The 22,048-nt window shown below is 70.7% G+C and carries 22 protein-coding genes; 5 read left to right on the top strand and 17 right to left on the bottom strand.

Annotated features, from left to right (window positions below; translation table 11 throughout):
* Position 1 precedes the first annotated feature (1 nt).
* From ACFVYN_RS28680 to ACFVYN_RS28665, 4 genes are read right to left on the bottom strand one after another with little or no spacing between them, the layout of a single operon-like run.
* Positions 2 to 757 (bottom strand): SDR family NAD(P)-dependent oxidoreductase, encoded by a 756-nt coding sequence (locus ACFVYN_RS28680; RefSeq protein WP_390003394.1) that lies wholly within the window; start codon positions 755 to 757, stop codon positions 2 to 4.
* Positions 757 to 1,266, bottom strand: coding sequence for a nuclear transport factor 2 family protein (locus ACFVYN_RS28675; protein ID WP_390003392.1), 510 nt, complete (start codon positions 1,264 to 1,266; stop codon positions 757 to 759). The genes ACFVYN_RS28680 and ACFVYN_RS28675 overlap by 1 nt, the downstream gene beginning before the upstream one ends.
* Positions 1,266 to 2,444 carry an acyl-CoA dehydrogenase family protein gene (locus tag ACFVYN_RS28670; protein ID WP_390003390.1) on the bottom strand — a complete coding sequence of 393 codons (1,179 nt, stop codon included), beginning with the start codon at positions 2,442 to 2,444 and terminating at the stop codon, positions 1,266 to 1,268. Before ACFVYN_RS28670 ends, ACFVYN_RS28675 begins: the two co-directional genes overlap by 1 nt.
* Positions 2,445 to 2,464: 20 nt before the next feature.
* Complete coding sequence (locus tag ACFVYN_RS28665; RefSeq protein ID WP_390003387.1) at positions 2,465 to 3,589, bottom strand: acyl-CoA dehydrogenase family protein; 1,125 nt, start codon at positions 3,587 to 3,589, stop codon at positions 2,465 to 2,467.
* A 109-nt stretch (positions 3,590 to 3,698) separates the two neighbouring features.
* Between ACFVYN_RS28665 and ACFVYN_RS28660 the strand changes: the two genes are divergently transcribed.
* Complete coding sequence (locus ACFVYN_RS28660; RefSeq protein WP_390003385.1) at positions 3,699 to 4,520, top strand: enoyl-CoA hydratase/isomerase family protein; 822 nt, start codon at positions 3,699 to 3,701, stop codon at positions 4,518 to 4,520.
* Positions 4,521 to 4,547: 27 nt separating this feature from the next.
* Positions 4,548 to 5,048: a MaoC family dehydratase gene (locus tag ACFVYN_RS28655; RefSeq protein ID WP_390003384.1), complete on the top strand. Its 501-nt coding sequence runs from the start codon at positions 4,548 to 4,550 to the stop codon at positions 5,046 to 5,048.
* A gap of 13 nt (positions 5,049 to 5,061) precedes the next feature.
* On the opposite strand, the gene ACFVYN_RS28650 is transcribed toward ACFVYN_RS28655, so the two are convergent.
* The 3 genes from ACFVYN_RS28650 to ACFVYN_RS28640 all read right to left on the bottom strand — a co-directional run bounded on the left by ACFVYN_RS28650 (position 5,062) and on the right by ACFVYN_RS28640 (position 8,054).
* Positions 5,062 to 6,471: a glycoside hydrolase family 1 protein gene (locus tag ACFVYN_RS28650; protein WP_390003382.1), complete on the bottom strand. Its 1,410-nt coding sequence runs from the start codon at positions 6,469 to 6,471 to the stop codon at positions 5,062 to 5,064.
* A 114-nt stretch (positions 6,472 to 6,585) separates the two neighbouring features.
* Positions 6,586 to 7,158: a GMC oxidoreductase gene (locus tag ACFVYN_RS28645; protein ID WP_390003380.1), complete on the bottom strand. Its 573-nt coding sequence runs from the start codon at positions 7,156 to 7,158 to the stop codon at positions 6,586 to 6,588.
* Positions 7,155 to 8,054 (bottom strand): crotonase/enoyl-CoA hydratase family protein, encoded by a 900-nt coding sequence (locus ACFVYN_RS28640; RefSeq protein WP_390003377.1) that lies wholly within the window; start codon positions 8,052 to 8,054, stop codon positions 7,155 to 7,157. Before ACFVYN_RS28640 ends, ACFVYN_RS28645 begins: the two co-directional genes overlap by 4 nt.
* Before the next feature lie 100 nt (positions 8,055 to 8,154).
* On the opposite strand from ACFVYN_RS28640, the gene ACFVYN_RS28635 reads away from it, so the two are divergent.
* From ACFVYN_RS28635 to ACFVYN_RS28625, 3 genes are read left to right on the top strand one after another with little or no spacing between them, the layout of a single operon-like run.
* Positions 8,155 to 8,940: an enoyl-CoA hydratase/isomerase family protein gene (locus tag ACFVYN_RS28635; RefSeq protein ID WP_390003376.1), complete on the top strand. Its 786-nt coding sequence runs from the start codon at positions 8,155 to 8,157 to the stop codon at positions 8,938 to 8,940.
* A gap of 3 nt (positions 8,941 to 8,943) precedes the next feature.
* Entirely contained in the window at positions 8,944 to 10,149 is a 1,206-nt protein-coding gene (locus ACFVYN_RS28630) for an acyl-CoA dehydrogenase family protein (protein WP_390003373.1), read from the top strand.
* On the top strand, positions 10,146 to 11,171 hold the full coding sequence (locus ACFVYN_RS28625) for a TIGR03617 family F420-dependent LLM class oxidoreductase (RefSeq protein WP_390003371.1): 1,026 nt from the start codon (positions 10,146 to 10,148) through the stop codon (positions 11,169 to 11,171). The genes ACFVYN_RS28630 and ACFVYN_RS28625 overlap by 4 nt, the downstream gene beginning before the upstream one ends.
* A gap of 24 nt (positions 11,172 to 11,195) precedes the next feature.
* Here the strand turns inward: ACFVYN_RS28625 and ACFVYN_RS28620 are convergent, their stop codons facing one another.
* From ACFVYN_RS28620 to ACFVYN_RS28575, 10 genes are all read right to left on the bottom strand, one after another.
* Positions 11,196 to 11,987 (bottom strand): FadR/GntR family transcriptional regulator, encoded by a 792-nt coding sequence (locus ACFVYN_RS28620; RefSeq protein ID WP_390003368.1) that lies wholly within the window; start codon positions 11,985 to 11,987, stop codon positions 11,196 to 11,198.
* A gap of 85 nt (positions 11,988 to 12,072) precedes the next feature.
* Positions 12,073 to 12,669 carry an ATP/GTP-binding protein gene (locus tag ACFVYN_RS28615; RefSeq protein WP_390003365.1) on the bottom strand — a complete coding sequence of 199 codons (597 nt, stop codon included), beginning with the start codon at positions 12,667 to 12,669 and terminating at the stop codon, positions 12,073 to 12,075.
* A complete protein-coding gene (locus ACFVYN_RS28610) occupies positions 12,650 to 13,027 on the bottom strand; it encodes a DUF742 domain-containing protein (protein WP_030660822.1) in 378 nt (125 codons plus the stop codon). The genes ACFVYN_RS28615 and ACFVYN_RS28610 overlap by 20 nt, the downstream gene beginning before the upstream one ends.
* Positions 13,028 to 13,035: 8 nt before the next feature.
* A complete protein-coding gene (locus tag ACFVYN_RS28605) occupies positions 13,036 to 13,464 on the bottom strand; it encodes a roadblock/LC7 domain-containing protein (RefSeq protein ID WP_390003426.1) in 429 nt (142 codons plus the stop codon).
* A gap of 8 nt (positions 13,465 to 13,472) precedes the next feature.
* Positions 13,473 to 15,800, bottom strand: coding sequence for a nitrate- and nitrite sensing domain-containing protein (locus tag ACFVYN_RS28600; RefSeq protein WP_390003361.1), 2,328 nt, complete (start codon positions 15,798 to 15,800; stop codon positions 13,473 to 13,475).
* A 269-nt stretch (positions 15,801 to 16,069) separates the two neighbouring features.
* Positions 16,070 to 16,465 carry a Zn-ribbon domain-containing OB-fold protein gene (locus ACFVYN_RS28595; protein WP_390003358.1) on the bottom strand — a complete coding sequence of 132 codons (396 nt, stop codon included), beginning with the start codon at positions 16,463 to 16,465 and terminating at the stop codon, positions 16,070 to 16,072.
* A complete protein-coding gene (locus tag ACFVYN_RS28590; protein ID WP_390003355.1) occupies positions 16,462 to 17,613 on the bottom strand; it encodes a thiolase family protein in 1,152 nt (383 codons plus the stop codon). The genes ACFVYN_RS28595 and ACFVYN_RS28590 overlap by 4 nt, the downstream gene beginning before the upstream one ends.
* A 4-nt stretch (positions 17,614 to 17,617) precedes the next feature.
* A complete protein-coding gene (locus tag ACFVYN_RS28585; RefSeq protein ID WP_390003352.1) occupies positions 17,618 to 19,192 on the bottom strand; it encodes an AMP-binding protein in 1,575 nt (524 codons plus the stop codon).
* Positions 19,193 to 19,213: 21 nt separating this feature from the next.
* On the bottom strand, positions 19,214 to 20,704 hold the full coding sequence (locus ACFVYN_RS28580) for an aldehyde dehydrogenase family protein (RefSeq protein WP_390003349.1): 1,491 nt from the start codon (positions 20,702 to 20,704) through the stop codon (positions 19,214 to 19,216).
* A gap of 121 nt (positions 20,705 to 20,825) precedes the next feature.
* Positions 20,826 to 21,968, bottom strand: coding sequence for an acyl-CoA dehydrogenase family protein (locus ACFVYN_RS28575; protein WP_390003346.1), 1,143 nt, complete (start codon positions 21,966 to 21,968; stop codon positions 20,826 to 20,828).
* Positions 21,969 to 22,048: the final 80 nt, after the last annotated feature.

The following is a 22,048-nucleotide window of genomic DNA, read 5'->3' as shown; positions in this document are numbered from 1 at the left end:
GTCACCCGAGCAGGGTCCGGCCGCCCTCCAGCATCAGCGTCGCCCCCGTCAGATAGGCCATGTCGTCGCTGACGAGCGCGACCACCGCCCGGCCGATGTCGGCCTCCGGGTCGCCGAGCCGGCCCAAGGGGATCTGCCGGGTGATCTCCTCCGCCTTCTGCGGGTGCGCGGCAAGATAGGCCTCCGCCGCCGGGCTCAGGGCGGCCGGGCAGATCACGTTCACGCGGATCCCGTACGGCCCCCACTCGCGCGCGGCGACCCGGCTCAGGCCGCGGATCGCCTCCTTGGCCATGGCGTACGCCGCGAAGGTCGCCTCGCCCTGGACGGCGGCCGAGGAACCCAGGTTCACGACGCTGCCGCGGCTCTCCTTGAGGTGGGGCAGGGCGGCCTGCATCGCGTGGAAGGCGGCCAACGGCCCGCTGCGATAGGTGAGTTCGACATCGTCGTACGACGTGTCCGCCAGCCGGCGCTGCACCGAGGACTGCGCGTTGTTGACGAGCACGTCCAGGCCGCCGAACTCCCGAACCGTCTCGGCCACCATGCGGTCGACGTCGTCCCGCTCCCCCACGTCCCCGACGACGGTGTACGCCCGGCCGCCGTGTTCGGCGATCTCCCCGGCCGTGTCCTTCAGCTTGCTCTCGGTGCGGCCGGTGATCACCACGGCCGCCCCTTCGGCCGCGAGCGCGAGCGCGATGCCCCGCCCCACGCCCTGTCCGCCGCCGGTGACCAGTGCCGTCTTCCCTGACAACCGTGCCATCACGTTTCCTTCCAGAAGGCCGACCAGGAGGGGAAGGCCTCGGGCAGCGCCGGCTCTCCGGCGCCCTCCCAGCCCTTGAATGCCACGGACTGGGGGCGTTCGGTCACGTCCGCCGCGTACCAGTGCCGTTCGCGGCGGCGGGAGAAGTACCAGTCGCCGTCCACGCGCGCGTAGTCGTCCCAGTAGCAGATCGCCATCACGATCCACCGGTCCCCCACCTCGTGCTCGGCCCGGCAATAGACCGCGCCGGTCGCCGTGTCGCGGCCGGTGAACTCGACGCGGTGGCCGCAGATCTGGTGGACCGACCGGTAAAAGCCGCGCACCGCGGGTTCGATGTGCTGTCGCAGGACGGCCCGCCCGCGGCCGTGGCGGCCCATGTCCACGTCGGGCCGGAAGCAGCCGACCCAGGCGTCGAGGTCGCGGCCGTCCACGGCGAGGGCGTAGCGGATGGGCAGTTGCTGGATGGCGAGCTGTGACTCGACGCGGTCGAGACGGTCCTCGAGCGACATCACGGGCGCGGCTCCTTCGGCAGACCGAGGACCTGTTCCCCGATGATGTTGCGCTGGATCTCGCTCGACCCTCCGTAGATCGTCTCCGCGAGGGCGAGCAGGAAGGAGCGCTGTCGGCGGTCCAGGGCGTAGTCCTCGCCGACGATCTGCCCGGCCGGTCCCGCCAACTCTGTGGCCAGCTGGCCGAGTTGCTGGTGCCGGGTCGACGCGTACAGCTTCGCGGTGGTGGCCTGGGCGCCCGGTGTGCGGCCGGCGGTCAGTTCGGCGATCGTCCGCAGGTTCGTGGTGCGCATGATGCGTACGGAGATCCAGGCGTCGACGATGCGGCGGCGCAGCATCGGATCGTCGAGCGCGCCCCGCTCGCGGGCCAGGTCGATCAGTGCCTCGGCCTCCCGTTCGAAGGCGAGCTGCTGGGGCAGGAGCGTGGTGCCGCGCTCGATGCCGAGCGTGGCCATCGCGGTGCGCCAGCCCTGTCCGACCTCGCCGACGACCATGTCGGCGCCGGTGCGCGCGTCGGAGAGGAAGATCTCGGCGAACTCGTCCTGGCCGGCGAGGTTGCGGATGGGGCGGATCTCCACGCCGGGCTGGTCCGTGGGCACCAGCAGCATGCTCAGGCCCTTGTGCCGCACGGACCCCGGGTCGGTGCGGGTGAGGACGTAGACCCAGTCGGCGTGGATGCCGAACGACGTCCACACCTTCTGTCCGCTGACCACCCATTCGTCGCCGTCGCGTTCGGCCCGGGTGCGCACGGACGCCAGGTCGGAGCCGGCGCCGGGCTCGCTGAAGCCCTGGCCCCACAGCTCCTCGACTGCGAGGATCGGCGGCAGGAAGCGCTTCTTCTGCGTCTCGCTGCCCACCTTGAGGAGCATCGGGCCGAGCAGGTCGAGCGCGTTGACGGTGGCCCGGTACGGGGCGTTCACGCGCGCGTACTCGTACTCGAAGACGATCTCCTCCAGCAGCCCGAGCCCGCGCCCCCCGTACTCCTCGGGCCAGCCGATGCCCAGCCAGCCGCCCGCGGACAGCTCACGGTCCCAGGCGAGGCGGACCTCCCACGCCGCGCCGTCGGTGGGGCCGCCCACGCCCCGGTTCTCGGCGAACTCCCCCACGAGGTGGTCCGCCAGCCAGTCCCGTACCTCGTCGCGGAAGCCGCGTACCGCGGGCCCGAAGTCCAGCTCCATGTCAGCCTCTCCCTGAGGTCTCAGATGCCGAGCCGGGCGGCGAGCAGTTCCCGGTGGTACGACGGTGTGCCGAGCAGCACCTCGGAGCTCTTGGCCCGCTTGAAGTACAGGTGCGCGGGGTGCTCCCAGGTGAAGCCGATGCCGCCGTGGACCTGGATGTTGTCCGCGGCGACCTTGGTGAACGCCTCCGAGCAGAAGGCCTGGGCGAGGGCGGCGGACATCGCGGTCTCCGTCTCGTCGCCCGCGTCCAGCGCCCACAGTCCGCCGTACGCGGCCGAGCGGGCGGACTCGATCTCCATGAGCATGTCGGCGCACTTGTGCTTGATCCCCTGGAACGAGCCGATGGGCCGGCCGTACTGCTCGCGGATCTTGGCGTACTCGACGGCGGCGTCCAGGGCTGCCGCGGCTCCCCCGACCTGTTCGGCGGACAGGAGGACGGCGGCGGTGGCGAGGGTGCGTTCGAGGGCGGGCCAGGCCGCGCCCTCGGGGCCCAGGAGGCGGGCGGGGGTGTCCGTGAACTCGATCCGGGCCTGTTTGCGGGTCTGGTCGAGGGTGGGGAGGGGGGTGCGGGTGAGGCCGGTTGCGTCGGCGGTCTCGACGGCCAGGAGGCTGATGCCCGAGGGCGTGCGGGCGACCACCAGGAGCAGGTCGGCGAGATGCCCGTCGGGGACGTAGGTCTTCATGCCGGTCAGCCGCCAGCCGCCCGTCTCGTCATGGGCGGCGGTGAGCCCGATGCCCTGCTCGTCCCAGCGGCCGTCGTCCTCGGTGAGCGCCAGCGTGGCCACCGTCTCGCCGGACACGATGCCCGGCAGGAGGTCGTGCCGCGCCTGCTCGTCGTCGCAGCGCAACAGTGCCTCCGCGGCCAGCGCGACCGTCGAGAAGTACGGGCCGCCGAGCAGCGCGCGGCCCGCCTCCTCGAAGACGACGCCGAGATCGACGTAGCCGAAGCCCGAGCCGCCGTACTCCTCCGGGACGGCGAGCCCCTGGAGTCCGAGTTCGCCGGCCATCCGCCGCCAGACGACGGGGTCGTGGCCCGTCGGGTCGGCGGCGAGGCGGCGCACGGTCGCCTCGTCGGAGTGCTTGGCGAGGAACGAGCGGACGACCTTGCGCAGTTCGTCCTGTTCCTCGCTGAAGGTGAGATCCATGCCGAGCTTCCTGTCCTCGGTGCAACGTCACGTGCGGCCTGCTTGCCGCCCACCCTTGGATACAGTTAGATAATTATAGTATCCACACTGAATACACCAGGAGCGCGACGTGACCGATCCCTACGCCCCGTTCACGAGCCTGACCTTCGAGCGGCCCGCGCCCGGGGTGCTGCGGATCGTGCTCGACGCCCCGAACCTCAACGCCGTGGATCCGCGGATGCACGGTGAGCTCGCCGACATCTGGTCCGTCGTGGACCGGGACCAGGAGACCCGCGCGGTGGTCGTCCAGGGGGCGGGCCGGGCGTTCTCGGCGGGCGGGACCTTCGACTCCATCGACGCCATGACCGAGGACTACGCGGTGCGTGCCCGGGTGATGCGGGAGGCGCGGGACATGGTCTACGGGGTGCTCAACTGCTCCAAGCCGGTCGTCTCCGCGATCCACGGGCCGGCGGTCGGGGCGGGGCTGGTCATCGGCATGCTCGCGGACATCTCGATCGCGGCCCGCACGGCGAAGATCGTCGACGGGCACACGCGGCTCGGTGTCGCGGCCGGTGACCATGCCGCCATCTGCTGGCCGCTGCTGTGCGGCATGGCCAAGGCCAAGTACTACCTGCTGACCTGCGAGACGCTCACCGGCGAGGAGGCGGAGCGGATCGGGCTGGTGTCCAAGTGCGTGGACGACGCGGAGGTGCACACCGAGGCCCTGCGCGTGGCGACGGCGCTGGCCGCCGGGCCCGCCAGCGCGATCAGCTGGACCAAGCGGTCCCTCAACCACTGGTACCGCACCGCCCAGCCGATCTTCGAGGCCTCGCTGGGGCTGGAGTTCTTCGGATTCGGCGGGCACGAGGTCGTCGAGGGACTCGCCGCACACCGCGAGAAGCGGCCCGCGGACTTCGAGGGCGTCAGCGGCAAACACCCGCTCGACCTGTGACCACCGACCGTACGAGAGGAACCGAACATGGCGCCGCAGCAGACCATCACCGAGGCCCCCCTGCTGGTCAAGGGGTTGACCTATGAGGAGATGCCGGTCGGGCAGGTCTTCCGGACCGCCCGCCGCACCGTCACCGAGACCGATCTGGTCAACTTCGTCACCTGGGGCGGCTTCACCGAGCCCCTCTTCTGGGACGCCTCGCACGCCGCGGACGGCGGCTACACCGGGCGACTGGTGCCGGGCGGGCTGACGTACTGCCTGGCCGAAGGACTCGTCCTGCAGACGAACGTCCTGCACGGCACGGGCCTCGCCTTCCTGCACATGGAGCTCGACGTGCTGGGTCCGGTGTACGTCGGCGACACCGTGTACGCCGTCGTGGAGACCACGGGGTCCCGGCCGTCCAGCAAGCCCGGCCGGGGCGTGGTGACCAGCCGGATCACCGTGCGCAACCAGCGGGACGAGGACGTCCTCGTCTACACGCCGGTGCGACTGATCCGCGGCAGGGACTACGAGGCTCCGGCATCCTGAGACCGGAGTCGGGCTAGGAGGTTGTGCCGTCCTGAGCCCGGGGCGCGGTCGGCACCAGGCTCAGGCCGGTCGGCCGCCCCGCTTCGGGTACGGGGGCGAAGGCGCCGCTGCGCAGCCAGTCGGAGGGAATCGGGGGGCGCGGCGGGGCCTCGTGGTCCGGGACCGCCATCGAGTAGAGGCGGGTGTAGCGGAACTTGGCCTCCAGGTTGTCGAGGACCGACCAGTACTCGTAGGCGCACACCTCCACACCGGCCGCGGTGAGTCCGGCCAGCCAGGAGAGGCGGGCGCGCAGCAGGGACCGGCGGCGGTCGTCGTCGCTGTGTCCCGTGGCGTCGACGAGGTCCAGGTCGCCCATGCCGTTGTCGATGACGGACAGTGGCGGCAGCGCGTCGCCGTACAGCTCGTAGAGGCCGGCGACGGCGTCGGCGAGTCCTTCGGGGATGATCGGCCAGCCGTAGGCGGTGGTCTCCACGTCGTCGAACGGGACGATCGCGAAGCCGAGGCCCACGAGCAGGCGGTTCACCTCGTTGAGGGCGCTCAGACAGGTTGTCGTCGGCAGCACGCGGGGCAGGTTCTCCGGCGCGGTGACGCGGAACGGGGTGTGCCAGGACAGGCCCAGCAGGTCCTGCTCGGTGGTGATGGTCTCCAGGTCGCCGGGGTGTACGCAGCCGCTGTCCGCGACCGGTGCGTCGCCGTCCTCGGTGACCATGTGCTCGCCGAGCAGCAGGGGGTCGAGGAAGAGTCGGTTGGTCCAGCTCTCCAGGCGTTCCAGGGCGAGACGGTCGTAGGGGTCGTCGGTGGCCGGGTAGCCGCCGACGAGGGTGACCGTGGTGCCGATCCGGCCGCGCGCGCCGGTGGCTCTCAGGGCCTGGGTGGCGAGGCCGTTCGCGAGCAGGATGTGGTGGACCGCGGGCAGTCCGGCCCGGCCCGCGCCCCGGTTCGGGGGATACATTCCGGCCACATGGTCGGCGAGGGTGGGACCGGCGAGGTCGGTGGAGGTGATCCAGCGTTCCACCCGGTCGCCGAAACGGCGGCCGAGTTCGGCGGCGTAGGCGGCGAAGTGCTCGGCGGTGTCGCGGGCGAGCCAGCCGCCGGCCGCCTCCAGCCAGGGCGGCAGTGAGCGGTCCAGCAGGGTGAGCGCGGGCCGGATGCCGCGCGCGAGCAGTGCGTCGAGCGCGCGGTCGCAGCGGTCCAGGGCTTCCCGGTCCCAGCCGCCTGGGCCGTCGGGCTGGAGGTGCGGCCATCCGGCGACCATGCGGTGGGTGTCGGCGACGACACCGGTCAGCTGCCGGAGGTCGTCGGTCCACTGGTGGAAGTGACCGCCGCGTTCCGGCAGGGGCGGCGGTGGCGCCGCGATGGTGTCCGCGGTGGCGACCCCCCAGTCGACACGGCGAAGGGATTCGTGCAGGAAACCATCGCTCATGGTTACCGTCCAGGCGGTGAATGGTTTAGCGCATTCAGCTGAATGTCCGCCGACCGGACGCTAACAGGTCAAACAAACTACGACAATGTTTCGGCCAGATCTCCCGATACGGGATCAGACCGTACCCAGGATGAAGTCCGCCGCCCGCCAGGCCATGGCCATGATCGGCGCGTTGAGATTTCCGGACACCATGGTCGGCATGACCGAGCAGTCGACGACCCTCAGTCCTTCGATGCCACGTACCCGCAGCCGGCCGTCGACGTCGTCGTCCTCTTCCGGGCCCATGGCGCAGGTGCCGAGCGCGTTGTCCTCGATCCGCCGGAAGACCGGCAGCATGGTGTCCCAGCCCCAGCCGGGGTTGCCGAGGCGTTCCAGCTCGTCGTAGTCGGCGCGGTCACCGCGGTTGTAGACCATGCCGTTGACCGAGCTGGATCCGCCGAGCGTCCGGCCCCGGACCCAGTGCTCGACGCGGCGACTGGGGCCCACCGGCTCGACCGGGTAGTGCCAGGCGAACCGGGGGTCGCCAAGGAGCTTGCCGAATCCCTTGGGCAGCCTGATCAGCGGTGTGGAGTCCCGGCCGCCCGCCTCGATCAGCAGCACGGACGTCTTCGGGTCCTCGGAGAGACGGTTCGCGAGCACGCAGCCCGCGGACCCCGCGCCGACCACGATGTAGTCGAACGTCGTCATCCCTGGGCCTCCCGCGCCGGTGCCTGCTCGTCGACGTCGAAGGGGCGGAACTCCTCCTCCTGCCACCAGGGGTACAGGGGCGGCATGTCCTTGCTGACCCGGCCCGGGAACTCGGGCGGCCGTTTGGCGAGGAACGACTGGACGCCCTCCACGGGGTCCGGGCCGCCGCCGATCTGGCTCATGATCCGGGAGTCGAGCCGGTGGGCGGCCATCGGGTGCGGCTCGCCCAGCATCCGCCACATCATCTGGCGGGAGAGGGCGACGGAGATCGCGGAGGTGTTGTCCGCGATCTCCCGGGCGAGCTCGTACGCCGCCGGCAGCAGTTCCTCCGGCGGGTGCACGGAGCGGACCAGCCCGGCCGCGAGGGCCTCGTCCGGCCCGAAGACACGGCCCGTGGCGACCCATTCCACGGCCCGCTGCATGCCGACGGCCCGGGGCAGGAACCAGCTCGCCGCCGACTCCGGCACGATGCCGCGGCGGGCGAAGACGAACCCGAACTTCGCCGAGGTCGACGCCATGCGGATGTCCATGGGCAGGGTCATGCTGGCCCCTACGCCCGCCGCCGGGCCGTTGATCGCCGCGATCACCGGCTTGGTGCTGGAGAAGATCCGCAGCGCGACCCGGCCGCCGGTGTCCCGGTGCCAGGCGCCCGCCTTGCGGTGGTCGAAGGAGGAGCCGCCGGAGCTGACGTCGGCGCCCGCGCAGAAGCCGCGCCCGGCGCCGGTCACCACGATCACCCGGACCTCGTCGTCGGCGTCGGCCGCGTCCAGGACGTCGAGCAGGTCGGCCATCATCCGGGGGTTGAAGGCGTTGAGTTTCTCGGGCCGGTTGAGGGTGACGGTGAGGATCCGGTCCGCCACCTCGGCCCGCACGGTCTCGTACTCCTGCACGGACATACGCGTCCTCCGTCACTCCAGCGAGCCGTTTCCAGAAAGCTTAATTAGTTATAGCATTCAACTCTACTGACTCGTTCGATGACGACTGATGGCGGTGGAGATGACGGACCTCTTGGTGACGGCCGTCGGGCCGGTCCGGCTGATCGAGCTGAACCGGCCGGACCAGCTCAACGCGATGAGCGAGGAGCTCCACGCGGGTCTCGCGTCGCTGTGGGACTCGCTCGCCGACGACCCGGAGGCCCGGGTGGTCGTGCTCACCGGGCGCGGCCGGGCGTTCAGCGCCGGGGGCAACTTCGACATCATGACCCGGGTCCAGCGCGACCGCGCGTTCCGGGAGCAGAACGTCGACGAGGCCCGGCGGATCATCACCGGCATGGTCCGCTGCCCGCTGCCGGTGATCGCGGCCGTCAACGGGCCCGCGGTGGGTCTGGGATGCAGCCTGGCGCTGCTGAGTGACCTGGTCCTGATGGCCGACGACGCCTATCTCGCGGACCCCCATGTCCAGGTCGGACTCGTCGCCGGCGACGGCGGTGCCCTCGTCCTCCCGCTGCTCGTCGGCCTGACCCGCGCGAAGGAACTGCTGTTCCTCGGCGACCGGGTGAGCGCCGAGGACGCGGTCCGGCTGGGCATCGCCAACCGTGTCGTACCGAAGGACAAGCTCCTGGACGAGGCGATGGACCTGGCCGTGCGGCTGGCCGCGCTGCCCGCGCAGGCGCTGCGCGAGACCAAGCGCGCGGTGAACCTGCATCTGGAGCAGGCGCTCACCACCGTGCTCGAACCCGCTCTGCTGGCCGAGCAGAGGACCATGCACTCGCCGGACCACATCGCGGTCGTCGAGAACATCATCGCGTCCCGCGCCCGTCGCCGGACCGCCGGGGAGGGCTGAGGCATGGACTTCGCGTTCAGCGAGGAGCAGGAGGAACTGGGGCGCACCGTACGGGCGTTCCTGGCCCACACCTCGCCCGAGACCGAGACGCGCCGCCTGATGGAGACGCCGGAGGGCTTCGACCGGGCGCTGTGGCGCCGGATGGGGACGGAGCTCGGGCTGCAGGGCCTGGCGGTCCCCGAGGAGTACGGCGGTGCCGGGTGCGGACCGGTCGAAGTGGGCGTGGTGATGGAGGAGATGGGCCGTGCGCTGCTGTGTGCGCCGTTCCTGTCCTCGGTGGTGCTGGCGACGACCACGCTGCTGCGCTGCGCCGACGAGGACGCCCGCAAGCGCCTGTTGCCGGGCCTGGCCTCCGGTGAACTGGTCGGGACACTCGCCCTGACCGAGGACTCGGCCCGCTGGGACGCGGCGGGTGTCCGGCTCACCGCACGGGAGAGCAACGGGAGTTGGCTGCTGAGCGGGCACAAGATGTTCGTCCTCGACGGCGCCACCGCTGATGTCGTCCTCACCGTCGCCCGAACCGGCGACGGCACCGGTGACGGCATCGGTGACGGCATCGGTGACGGCATCGGGGTGTTCTGGGTGGACGGCGACGCGACCGGCCTGACCCGCACACCGCTGCCCACGATGGACCCGACCCGCCGCCAGGCCCGCCTCGACTACCGGGACGTACCGGCGACCAGGCTGCGTACGCACGGCGACGGCTGGGACCTGGTCTCGGAGGTGCTCGACCGGGCCGCGGTGGCGTTGGCCGCCGAGCAGGTCGGGGTGGCCTCCCGCGCGCTCGACATGGCGGTGGAGTACGCCAAGGTGCGCCACCAGTTCGGACGCCCCATCGGCTCCTTCCAGGCCGTGAAGCATCTGCTCGCCGACGTCCTGCTGGAGGTGGAGTCGGCGCGCGCCGCCGCCCACTACGCCCTGCTCGCGTCGGAGAACTCCGAGAGCGCCGACCCGGAGCTGCCCGCTGTGGCCAGCCTGGCCAAGGCGTTCTGCTCCGACGCGTGCGTACAGGCGACACAGGAGAACATCCAGGTGCACGGCGGCATCGGCTTCACCTGGGAGCACCCGGCCCACCTCTATCTGAAGCGGGCCAAGACGTCACAGCTGCTGTTCGGGGATCCGGCGTACCACCGGGAGCTGCTCGCACAGCGAATCGGCCTGGACAGCGGCACGGACAACGGCATGGAAAAGGACAAGGGAGCGGCATGAAGGTCGACGGCAAGCTCAACGTGTGGAGCACCACGGAGGTCGTGGAGGAGGCCCGGCACCACGAGAAGGCCGGCTACGACGGCCTGTGGGCGTCGGAGTCCAAGCACGACCCCTTCCTGCCGCTGGTGCTGGCGGCCGAGCACACCGACCGGCTGGAAGTGGGAACGGCCATCGCGGTGGCCTTCGCCCGCTCCCCCATGCAGCTCGCGTACACCGCGCACGACCTGCAGACCTACGCCGGCGGACGGTTCTCGCTCGGCCTCGGCAGCCAGATCAAGCCGCACATCGAGCGGCGCTTCGACATGCCGTGGAGCCGGCCCGCGGCCCGTATGCGGGAGTACGTGAGCGCGCTGCACGCGATCTGGGCCGCCTGGAACGAGGGCGCGAAGCTCGACTTCCGCGGCGACTTCTACACCCACACCCTGATGTCGCCCTTCTTCTCTCCCCCGCCCGCTCCCGGCGGCGCGCCGAAGGTGTTCGTGGCCGCGGTCGGCCAGGCGATGACCCGGGTGGCGGGCGAGGTCGCCGACGGGCTCCTCGCGCACGGCTTCACCACAGAGCGGTATCTGCGGGAGGTGACCCTGCCGACCGTGGAGGCGGGGCTCGCCGCGTCCGGCCGTACGCGGGCCGACTTCGCCGTGTCCCATCTGCTGCTGACCGCGACCGGTCGCACGGAGGAGGAGATGACCCGCGCGATCGACGGCACCCGTGCCCAGATCGCCTTCTACGGCAGCACACCCGCCTATCGCGGGGTGCTGGAGCTGCACGGCTGGGGCGAACTCGGCGACGAGCTGCACGCGTTGTCGACGTCCCGGCGCGAGGACAAGTGGGAGGCGATGAGCCGCCTCGTCGACGACGAGGTGCTGCACACCTTCGCGGTCGTGGCGGAACCGGAGCGGGTCGCGGGCGAGATCCGGCGCCGCTACGGGTCGCTGGTGGACCGGGTGTCCTTCTACACGGCGTACGAGATCGACGCCGAGGTGTGGGAGCCCATCGTGCAGGAGCTGCGCACTCCCGAGTGACGCTCGCCGAGCCGGTGGGGGGTGTCAGCCGAGCAGGTCCAGGACGGTGGTCATGGACCTGTTCTGCAGCAGATAGTCCTCGGCCTCCTGCAGGTGCACGCGCCACAGCTCCTCGGCGGCCTCAGTCCGGCGCGCGGCGACCAGTTCGACGAGCGCTCCGTGGGCGCGGAAGCCCCGGCGGTTGGCCCGTACGTTCTCGGGGGTACCGGCGTCGAGGTCGACGTGGGACCAGTTCGCCTGGTCGATGATGTTCCGGACCATGCCGTTGAGGACGCTCAGCGTCTCGTTGCCCGCCAGCTCGACGACGAGGGCGTGGAACTCCATGTGGGCGCGGATGAACGCCGAGGGGTCGTCCATGAGCCGCTCGGCCTCGGCGACGGCGGCCCGCAGCCGCTCGAGGTCCTCGTCCGTGCGCCGCTCGGCCAGCAGCCCGGCGCACGGCGCCTCGATGACCGTACGGGCGTCGTAGACGTCCTTGAGGGTGGTGCCCCGGTATTCGAGGACCACCCCGGCGTACCGGGCCGCGACCGTGCCTTCCGGGGTCTGCACGCGTGCCCCGCCCCGGGCGCCCCGGCGGACGCTGATCAGCGACTCCGACTCCAGGACCCGGAACGCCTCACGCAGCGTCGGCCGGGAGACGGCGAACTCCGCCATCAGCGCCGATTCGGCCGGCAGCGCCTCGCCCTCGGCCAGCTCTCCGCGCACGATCTTGCGGCGCAGCTGTGCCGCCACCAGCTCGGCCATCTTGGGGACGCGAACCTTGACACCGTTCACACCCCCGCCGGCACCGCCCTGCCGCCCCGTCGTACTCGTCACCGGGCCCACCTCCGTCCGACCCACAGGTGCGGGACACAGTCCGAGCACCGGGTAGACGGTTCACTCTACTAGATAACTGATTGAACTAGGTTACCGAGTTCGCGGCAATGAGATGTTCGGCCAGCGCGAGCAGCAGGTCGCGGCCGACCGCCCGCTGTCGCATGTCCCCCATCACCAAGGGGACTTCCGGGTCGAGGTCGAGCGCTTCCCGGATCTCCCGCTCGCTGCGCTCCTGGCGGCCGTGGAAGCAGTTGACGCCGATCACGAAGGGGATGCCGCGGCTCTCGAAGAAGTCGATGGACGCGAAGCTGGACTCCAGCCGCCGGGTGTCGGCGATGACCACCGCGCCGAGCGCGCCGTGCACGAGGTCGTTCCACATGAACCAGAAGCGCTCCTGGCCGGGCGTCCCGAAGAGGTAGACCACCAGTCGGGGGTTGACCATGATGCGGCCGAAGTCCATGGCCACCGTGGTGGTGGCCTTCCGCTCGACGCCCTCGACGTCGTCGACGCCCACGCTCGCGACGGTCAGGTACTCCTCGGTGCGCAGCGGCGCCACCTCGCTCACCGCCCCGACCAGGGTCGTCTTTCCCACCCCGAAGCCACCGGCCACAAGGATCTTGACCGCCGCGGGAGCCGAGCCGTCATAGGGTCGGCCCGCGGGGTCAGAGTCTACGAAGGCCATCCCTCACCGCCCGAAGAAGTGTCATGTCCATTGTGTTCCCTACCGCTACGGCGATCGGCGGGCGGGTCGTCGCCCTGCCCAGCGCCACCAGGTCGTCGATCAGGATCTTCGTCACCGCCACGGGCAGGTTCAGTTCCGCGGCGATCTCCGCCACCGCCGCGGGTGTGCGGCACTGCTGGAGGATCGAGCGGTGCTCGGGCTGCAGGCCGCGCAGACCGGCCCGGCCCGGTGCCGGTTCGACGGTCGTCACGAGGGTGATCAGGGTGAGGTCGTCGCGCGCGGGTGCCGTTCGGCCCTGGGTGATCGTGTAAGGCCTGACCGACAGCTCCTCCGCATCCCCTGCTTCGAGGCCGTCCATCCAGTGGCTCACTCACGTACACCGCGCTCGTCGGCGGGCGCCCCGAAGCGCGTCTCGGTGCTCATGCGCTGGCCCACCTGCTGCATCAGGGTGTGCATGGCCACGGCCATCAACTCGGCATCCACTTCCTGGGACGCCACGACAGCCAGATGAGTGCCACGGCCCGCGGCGGAGATGAACAGCCACAGGTCGGCCAGCTCGACGATCACCTGGTGCACCGAACCGCCGCCGAACAGCTGGCCGACCCCGCGGGCCAGGGACTGCTGCCCTGTGGCGATGGCGGCGAGGCGCTCGGCGTCGCCGCGGGCGATGGCGGCGGACTGGCTGACCACCAGCCCGTCGTCGGACAGCACGATGGCGTGGTGCGTTCCGGGAACCTGTTCGACCAGGCCGTCCAGCAACCAGTCGAGGTCCGGATGGGTGGCGGTCGTTCGCATTGTCATGGTCAGTCTTCCGTCGGGATGCGTCTACGCTGCGGCAGCACGTCGGTGGGTTCGTGGTCGGTCGGGGGAACGTCACGCCGGACCATCCGGGACTGGCGCTGGAAGGCGCCGATCGTCGCGCCGGAGCGGGTGGGTGCGGACCGCCGGGCCGATGTCCGCTCGTCGGTCGGCTGGGCACCCGGGCCGGCGTTCGGGTCCCGCAGTTCGTCGGCGAGACTGGCCAGGCGCACCCGTTTGGGCAGCGGTCGCACGTCCGGCGCGACCTCCACGCGCAGGGTGCCGTTCCCGTGTGGTGCGGCGACCGTCTGCGGCACGGGGTGCGGGCGCGGCGGCGGGGTCCACACATCGCTCAGGGGTGCCGCGGCTGCGGGCGATCCGACGCGGCCGGTCACCAGGGTGTCCACGTCCGCGGCCGTCCCGTGCTCCGCGCCGGGCCCGTCCGCGACGGCCGTCTCAGGGGGCGGCGGCCAGGCGGCGTCGGCCGCTTCGGGCGCCGGTCCGGTCGGTCCGGTCGGTCCTGCGGCCTCGACGACGAGTTCGTCGGGGATGAGTACGACGACCCGGGTGCCGCCGAACGAGGAGGGCCGCAGTTCCACCTGGAGGTCGAGGGCACGCGCCAGCCGGGCCACCACGTAGAGGCCGAGCCTGACGTCGTCCGCCCGGGACATGACGTCCATGCGGGGCGGCTCGGTCATCAGCCGGTTGGCCTCGTCGTACTGCTCGGGGTCCATGCCGACGCCGCGGTCCTCGATCTCCACCGCGAGACCGCGGCCGACCCGGGCGGCGTACACCTCCACGGGCGTCGGCGGCCGGGAGAAGCCCACCGCGTTCTCCATGAGTTCGGCCAGTACGTGGATCACCAGGCCGACCGCGCGCTCGGCCAGCCACACCCGGTCCTCGACGTCGATCTGGATCCGCCGGTAGTCCTGCACCTCGCTCTGCGCGGAGCGGAGCACGTCGAGCAGCAGGACGGGCTTGCGCCAGCGCCGCTGCGGCTGGCCACCGCCGAGGATCACCAGGTTCTCCTCGTAGCGCCGCAGCCGGGCGGTCAGATGGTCGAGGTCGAACAGGCCCTCAAGGACCTCGGGATCCTCGTGCCGGCGCTCCAGTTCGCTGAGCTTCTTCATCTGGAGTCCGATGAGCAGCTGGGTGCGCCGGGCGATGCGCTGGAGCAGCTTCTCGAAGCCGCGGAACTGCGAGACCTGAGCCATCGTCGTGTCCAGGGCGCTGTGGCGGGCGAGGTTCAACGCCTGGCCGAGCTGGCCCAGTTCGTCGTCGCCGTGCTGGATGGCGGGGAGTTCGGCGTCCAGGTCGACGACGTCTCCGCTGCGCAGGCGTTCGACCACGGCCGGCATACGGGTCTGCAGGTCCAGGGCGGCTGCACGCAGCGCGGAGATCCGGCGGCGCAGTGTCCGGGTGAGCAGCGCGCTGACCAGGACGACCAGAAGGACCGCCACCGCTCCCATGACGCTGGTGACGATCAACCGCCGTACCATCGCGTTCAGTTCCTTCTCGGTGGCCGCCGTCAGGGTCGCCGAGTAGGTGGCGTTGAGCTGTTGCAGCTGGGTGGTGACCGGCCCGACGCTGTCGCTCCACGTCGTACCGAGTCCCTTGGAGAACTTGCCGGTTCCGGTGCTGGACAGGACGTTCTGCTCAGCCTTCGTCTTCTGCTTCCACGCGCCGCCCGCCATCAACTTCCGGTAGAACGCGGCCTGGTCGTCCGGGACCAGGGGTACGACCTTGTTGTCGTAGACGAAGTGCTGGGAGCCGATCCACCCGGCCAGCTGCCCGCGTTCGGTGCCGGTGAGCCGTCCGGTGACCGTGCCGCGGGTGAAGAGCGCGTTCTCCCGCGAGATCATCTCCATGCCCCAGACCGAGTCGATGGCCGGCCGGGCGAGGTAGTCGATGTTGGGCAGACCCACGTGGCTCAGGGTGGTGAACACGTTCAACTGGCCGGAGATGAGGGCCGTGTAGCGGTCGAACGTCTGCTGCTGGGAGGCGGTCCGCTGGTCCACCGCCGCCCGGTAGTCGGAGAGTTTCCGCAGGTTCCTGCCCACCTGGACGACCTTGGCGCGGATGTCGTCCGGGGCGCTCCAGCCGCTGTCGGGCAGTTCCTGGACGGTCGTGACGTCGGCGTCGGTGCGGGCGCGCTGCGTGCGCAGCGCCTTCTGGTAGCCCGCGGGGTGGCCAACTCGGCGCCGCTGAGCCGTCGTTCCTCCTGGAGGTCGAAGAAGGCCGCCATGATGGGACGTGCCGCCGCGTTGGAGGCCGCGTTGCGGTCCTTCTGTCTCTGCCAGTCCGTGTAGAGCTGCGCGGAACTCGCCAGCCACAGGGCCACGAGGGTCACGCTGGGCACCAGAGCCAGGATGAGCAGGACGGTGCGGAGTGAGGGCTGTCGCCGGGCTCCGCTGCCCCTTGGGCCTTGGCCTTGTCTCTTCGACGCACGCGCGTGCACTGCCACTGAGGTCCCCAGCGATGCTCCAAGTGACAGGCCACTCCGATGGGCCCGCACGATGACGCGCCGATGCTACCGCTCGATACCGCTATCTAAATACACTTAGCTCACCCAGTTTTCACAAGAGTGAGTCAACCGCTTCGGTCAGCGCTCCGGCACGAAGTACGGCAACGTGATCGCGTTGGTCAAGGGCCGGAAGTCGACGCGCACCCGCATGCCGATGGCCACGGAGTGCGGATCGCCGGCGTCGACGTGGGAGAGCAGGGTGCCGCCGTCGTCGAGGTCGACCACGGCGAGCGCGAAGGGCCCGTCGAAGCCGGGACCGGGTGCGCGGTGCACCACGGTCACCGAGTACACGGTCCCGCGGCCCACGCTCGGCACGTAATGCCAGTTCGGCGCCATGCACCCGGGACAGGCGGGCTCGGGGACGAAGAAACGCAGCTCACAGCTCGGGCAGTAGGGGACGACCAGTTGGCCGCGTCGGGCCGCGTCCCAGAACGGTTCGGACAGTTCGGTGGGGACGGGTACGGGCCGGCTCATCGCGCTCTCCCCAGCAGGCTCATCTCGTAGTGCTGTGCGCCGGACCCGGCGTTCCCGACGACCGCGAGCTCGGCGCCCTCGACCTGGTGCACGGCGGTGCCGCGCAACTGCCGTACGGCCTCGACGACTTTGAGCGTCATCTGCTGCGTCCCGTTCCACGCGTACGACAGACAGCCCCCGTCGGGATTGACGGGATGCTTGCCGCCCACGGCGATGGCACCGCTGGCCGCCAGTGGTCCGCCCTCGCCCTCGCCGCACAGGCCGAGGGCCTCCAACTGCCGGATGATCTCGAAGGAGTTGGGGTCGTACAGGGAGAAGACGTCCACGTCGAGCGGGCCGACACCGGCCATGGCGTAGGCGCGGGTGGCGGCGTCCCGGCCGAGCTGACCGACTTCCCGGTGCAGGGCCGGGTTGGCGTACGCCGCCTGGTGGTACTCCATGCCACCGCCGAGGACGGCGACGGGCACATGCGGCAGGTCGCGGGCCCTTTCGGCGGTGGTGACCACCATGGCTGCGCCGCCTTCGCCGACGATGCAGCAGTCCAGCAGGTGGAAGGGCGTGGCCACCATCCGGGAGGCCAGCACGTCGTCGGCGGTGTACGGGCCGCGGCCGTACATCATCGCCTCCGGGTTGGTCGTGCCGTTGTTGCGAATCGTGGCGGCCACTTCGGCGAGTTGCCGGGAGGTCGTGCCGTACTCGTGCATGTGCCGTGCCGCGACCAGCGCGAACTGGGCGACGACATAGCTGCCCCACACGTCGGCGAACTCCAGCGGCACGCCCGCCCCGACGGGACCGGCTCCGCGCGAGACGAGCTTGCAGCCGCCGACGACGACGGTGTCCGCGTATCCGGCGCTGATGGCGGCGGCCGCCTTCAGCAGGCCTCGCGAGCCGGCGTTGTCGAGCATCGAGTCGCTGGTCCAGCGCAGGTCCCGGCCGAGCATCCGCGCCCAGGAGCTGCCCTCGCCGGGTACGCCGCCGGGGCCTGGCCAGTCGACCTGGGCGCCGTCGACGTCGGCCGGGGTGAGTCCGGCGTCCGCGATCGCGCCGCGTACCGCTTCGAGGGCGAGGTCCATGGCGTCGCGGTCGGGAAGCTTCAGCGCCTGTTCGGTGGCGTGCACACCGACGACGACGGGTTGGCGGGGGTTCACCGGGTCACCGCCCCGCGCCGAGCTGTTCGCCGCCGGGATAGCCGCCCCCGCCGAAGCGCTCGTCGAGCGTCTCGTAGTCCTTGGCGTAGTCCTTGGTGCGCGGCAGTGCGTCGACGAACTCGACCGTCTTCGGCTTCTTGTACGAGGCGATCCGCGCCCGGCAGTGCTCGATGACGTCCTCCGCCGTGACCGGCTCGGCGCCCGGCTGGAGCACCACCACGGCCTTGACGTCCTGCGCCCAGCGCTCGTTGGGCACGCCGATCACGGCGGCCTCCTTCACCGCGGGGTGGGACTCGATGCAGTTCTCCACCTCGGCCGGGAAGATGTTCTCGGCAGCCGACTTGAGCATCCGGGTCGTCGTCCCGAGGAAGCTGATCGTGCCGTCGGCCTCGCGCCGGCCGAGGTCGGTGGTGTGCCACCAGCCGAAGCGGAAGCGTTCCTCGTTGATCTCGGGCCGGTTCCAGTAGCCGAGGTGCACGAGGTCGCCGCGGACACAGATCTCGCCGGCCTCGCCGACCGCGCACTCGTTGCCGGTGCCGTCCAGGACGCGTACGGCGGTGAAGGGGCCGGGGCGGCCCGCGTTGCCGGTGCCGGTGCCGCCGTAGGCGCCGGTCACCGCGAAGCCGGTCACCTCGGTCTGCCCGTAACCGCGGCCCATGCCGCCGCCGTTGCGGGTGAAGCGGCTCTCGTCGGTGGGGACGGTACCCTGCCACAGCTGCGCGGCGACGCTCGCGCGCAGGTGGGACAGGTCGTGCCCGGCCTCGCGGTTCAGCGCGACGAGCTGCGCGATGGTCGGGGGCATCAGGTAGGCGTGCGTGCACTGCTCGCCCGCCAGCAGCGGGAGCAGTTCCTCGGCGACCACGCGGCGGACGACCACGTTCTTGCCGCCGTGCACGAAGGCCGGGACACCCCAGAACTGGTAGTTGCCGATATGGAACATGGGCCCGGCGCCGAGGAACGACGTCTCCGTGCCGATGTCCCCCATCCAGGCGGCGCTCGCGCCCATGGCGAGCAGGTTGCGGTGCGAGAGCATCGAGCCGGACTGCCTCCCGGAGATCGCCGCGGTGTAGATGACCAGCAGGGCGGCGTCGGGGTCGACGTCGGCGACGGGGTCCTCGGGTGAGCCGGAGGACAGGAAGGACTCGTAGGAGTCGGCGCCCTCGGTGTCGTGCTGCAGCCACAACGCACGGTGGTCGCTGCCGAGTTCAGCCCGCGCCTTGGCGACCGTGCCGCCGATCTCCTCGTCCTGCCAGACGACGACCTTGGGGTCGAAGTCCTCGACGGCGAAGGCCATCTCGGGGGCGGCCCAGCGCCAGTAGCCGGGGCAGACCATGGCGCCCACCTTCGCGGCGGCGCCGAGCAGCTCCCAGATCCGGAAGGAGTTCTGGCCCAGCCACAGGATGCGGTCGCCGGAGCCGACGCCCGCGTCCGTGAGGGCGCCTGCGAGTCGGTTGGTGCGCTCGTCCAGCTGGGGCCAGGTCAGCCGGACATCGCCGTCGACGAGGGCGACCTTGTCGGGGAAGGACCTTCGGTGCTCACGGATGATGTCGCCGAACGTCAGGCGGCGGGCGGGATTCACAAGAATGCTCCCCATGGTCGGTCAGACGCGGCCGATGCCGACGCCCTTCACGTTGATGAACTCGTCCAGACCGGCCTTGCCGCCTTCCCGCCCGAACCCGCTCATGCCGACGCCGCCGAAGGGTGTGGCGGGCGAAGTGATCGGATTCGGGCCGGGGTTGACGTAGACCGTCCCGGCCTTCAGGCGCGGCACAAGGCGGTTGACGCGCGTGATGTCACGGGACTGGATGTAGGCGGACAGGCCGTACTCGCTGTCGTTGGCCAGGGCGACGGCCTGGTCCTCGGTGTCGAACGGGGTGATGGCCAGGACCGGGCCGAAGACCTCCTGCTGGGCGAGGTCGCTGCGGTTGTCCACGTCGGCGAAGACGGTCGGGGTCACGAAGTAGCCGTCGGATTCGATCCGTTCGCCGCCGTACACGAGCCGGCCGGCACCGTCCTCGATCGCCTTGGCGACCATGCCCTGGACGCGGTCGCGGGCGGCTTCGTTGATGAGCGGGCCGATGTACGTCGTCGGGTCGAGCGGGTCACCGACCGGCAGGTGGGCGACCACCCCGGTGACCCGGGCGATGACCTCCTCGTAGATGGAGCGCTCCACCAGCAGCCGGGTGGGCAGTGCGCAGCCCTGGCCGGTGTTGCTCATGGCGAAGGCGGCGCAGTACGGGACGACGGAGTCGAGGTCGGTGTCGGCGAAGAGCAGGTTGGCGGACTTGCCGCCCAGTTCGAACACGACCGGCTTGAGGCTGAGGGCCGCGTCGGCCATGATGCGGCGCGCGGTGGCGGGACCGCCGGTGAAGGAGATCTTGTCGACGCCGGGGTGGGTCACCAGGGCCGATCCCGCGTCGCCGAGCCCGGTGACGACGTTGACGACGCCCTCGGGGATGCCCGCCTCGCGGGCCAGGTCGGCGAAGAGCAGCGCGGAGAACGGCGTGGACTCGGCTGGTTTGATGACCACGGTGTTGCCGGCGGCGAGCGACGGCGGGACCTTCATGGCCAGCGACAGCGCGGGCGAGTTCCAGGTGATGATGTGGCCGATGACGCCGTACGGCTCGGCGATGGTGTACTCGACGTTCTCGTGCGGGCTGTAGGCCGCGCCTACCATGCCCTCGATCTTGTCGGCCCAGCCCGCGTAGTACTCGGTCCACTCGGCGACGTGCGGTCCGACGTTCTCCGCCCAGCCGCCGATGCACACCCCGTTCTCCAGCGGGCAGATCGCCGCGAAGTCGGGGATGTGGTCGCGCAGCAGTCCGGCGAAGCGGGTCAGCAGCCGGCGGCGCTCGGCGGGGCGCATGGTGCCCCACACCTCGAAGGCCTGACGGGCGGCGGCCACGGCCTGGTCCACCTCGGTGGGCCCGGCGAGCGGGATGAGCGCCTGGACGAGGCCGGTCGCCGGGTTGCGGTGCTCGTAGAGTCCGCCGCTGGTGTCGGTGACGTCCTTGCCGCCGATGACCAGACGCGGCTGCGGCAGGTCGTGCTCCGCTCTGTCCTGGTGAAGCTGCACATCGACCGTGACCACGGGTACCTCCTAGAGACCGCGCAACACTGCGCACATCCAGGCTAAATAGCTAACCTATTTAGCCAAGGTAGTCAATAAGTTCAGAACACTCCGGGCCGCGGACCACAACTCCGGCCGCGGACTACAGGCCCAGCGACCGCCCGATGATCTCCAGCATGATCTCCGAGGTCCCGCCGAAGACCCGCTGTACCCGGCTGTCCCGCCAGATGCGCGCGATCTCGTACTCGTTGACGTAGCCGTAGCCGCCGAAGAGCTGCATGCAGCGGTCGATGACCTGCCAGCCGGTCTCGGAGGTCCAGTACTTGGCGGCGGCGGCCTCGTCGGCCGTCAGCTCGCCCTGGAACAGGGCCATGATGCAGCCGTCCACGTACACCCGGGCGGCGTTCAGCGTGGCCCTGATGTCGGCGAGCGCGAACCGGTTGGCCTGGAACTCCCCGATGGGCTGCCCGAAGGCGGTGCGGGTCTTGGCGTAGTCCAGCGCCAGCGTGTAGGCCCGCTCTGCGGCGGCCAGCGAGGAGACGGCGATGGCGAGCCGTTCCGTGGGGAGGTTGCCCATCATGTGGTAGAAACCGCGGCCCTCCTCTCCGATGAGGTTCTCGGCCGGGACCCGGACCTCGTGGAAGAAGAGCTCGGCGGTGTCCTGGGCCTTCATGCCGACCTTGTCGAGCTTGCGTCCCCGCTCGAAGCCCTCGGCTCCGCGCTCGACGACGATCAGGCTGATGCCCTTGTGGCCGGCCTCCGGGTCGGTCTTGCAGGCGACGATGACCAGGTCGGCCAGGATGCCGTTGGTGATGAAGGTCTTGGAGCCGTCGATCACCCACTCGTCGCCGTCCCGGCGGGCCGTGGTGCGGATGGCCTTGAGGTCGGACCCGGCGGACGGCTCCGACAGGGCGAGCGCGCAGATTGTCTCCCCACTGATCACCCCGGGCAGCCAGCGGGCCTTCTGCTCCGAGGTGGTGAGGTTCATCAGGTAGGGCGGGAGCACGTCGTTCTGCAGCCCCAGTCCGATGCCGACCGTGCTGGTGGCCGCCATCTCCTCCGCCATGATGGCGTTGTAGCGGAAGTCCCGGATGCCCTGGCCGCCGTACTCCTCCGGGAACTGCCAGCCGATGAGTCCGGCCTTGCCCGCCGCCGCCCACGCGGCCCGGCTCACCTGCCCGTCACGCTCCCACTGCTCGGCGTACGGGGCGCATTCACGCAGGTAGAAGGTGCGGGCGGTCTCGCGGAACAGCTCGTGTTCCTCGGCGAAGATCGTTCGGCGCATGCTCGGCTCCACTCACGCATCTCGCTTATTTAGCTGAAGTAGTTATACGATAGCGCTGTATCGGGACCTAGGCGAGGGAG

The sequence above is a fragment of the Streptomyces sp. NPDC058307 genome (assembly GCF_042880295.1).
Lineage (GTDB): Bacteria > Actinomycetota > Actinomycetes > Streptomycetales > Streptomycetaceae > Streptomyces.
Note: the sequence above shows the minus strand (reverse complement) of the source record. Positions and strands in the feature narration are given on the sequence as shown.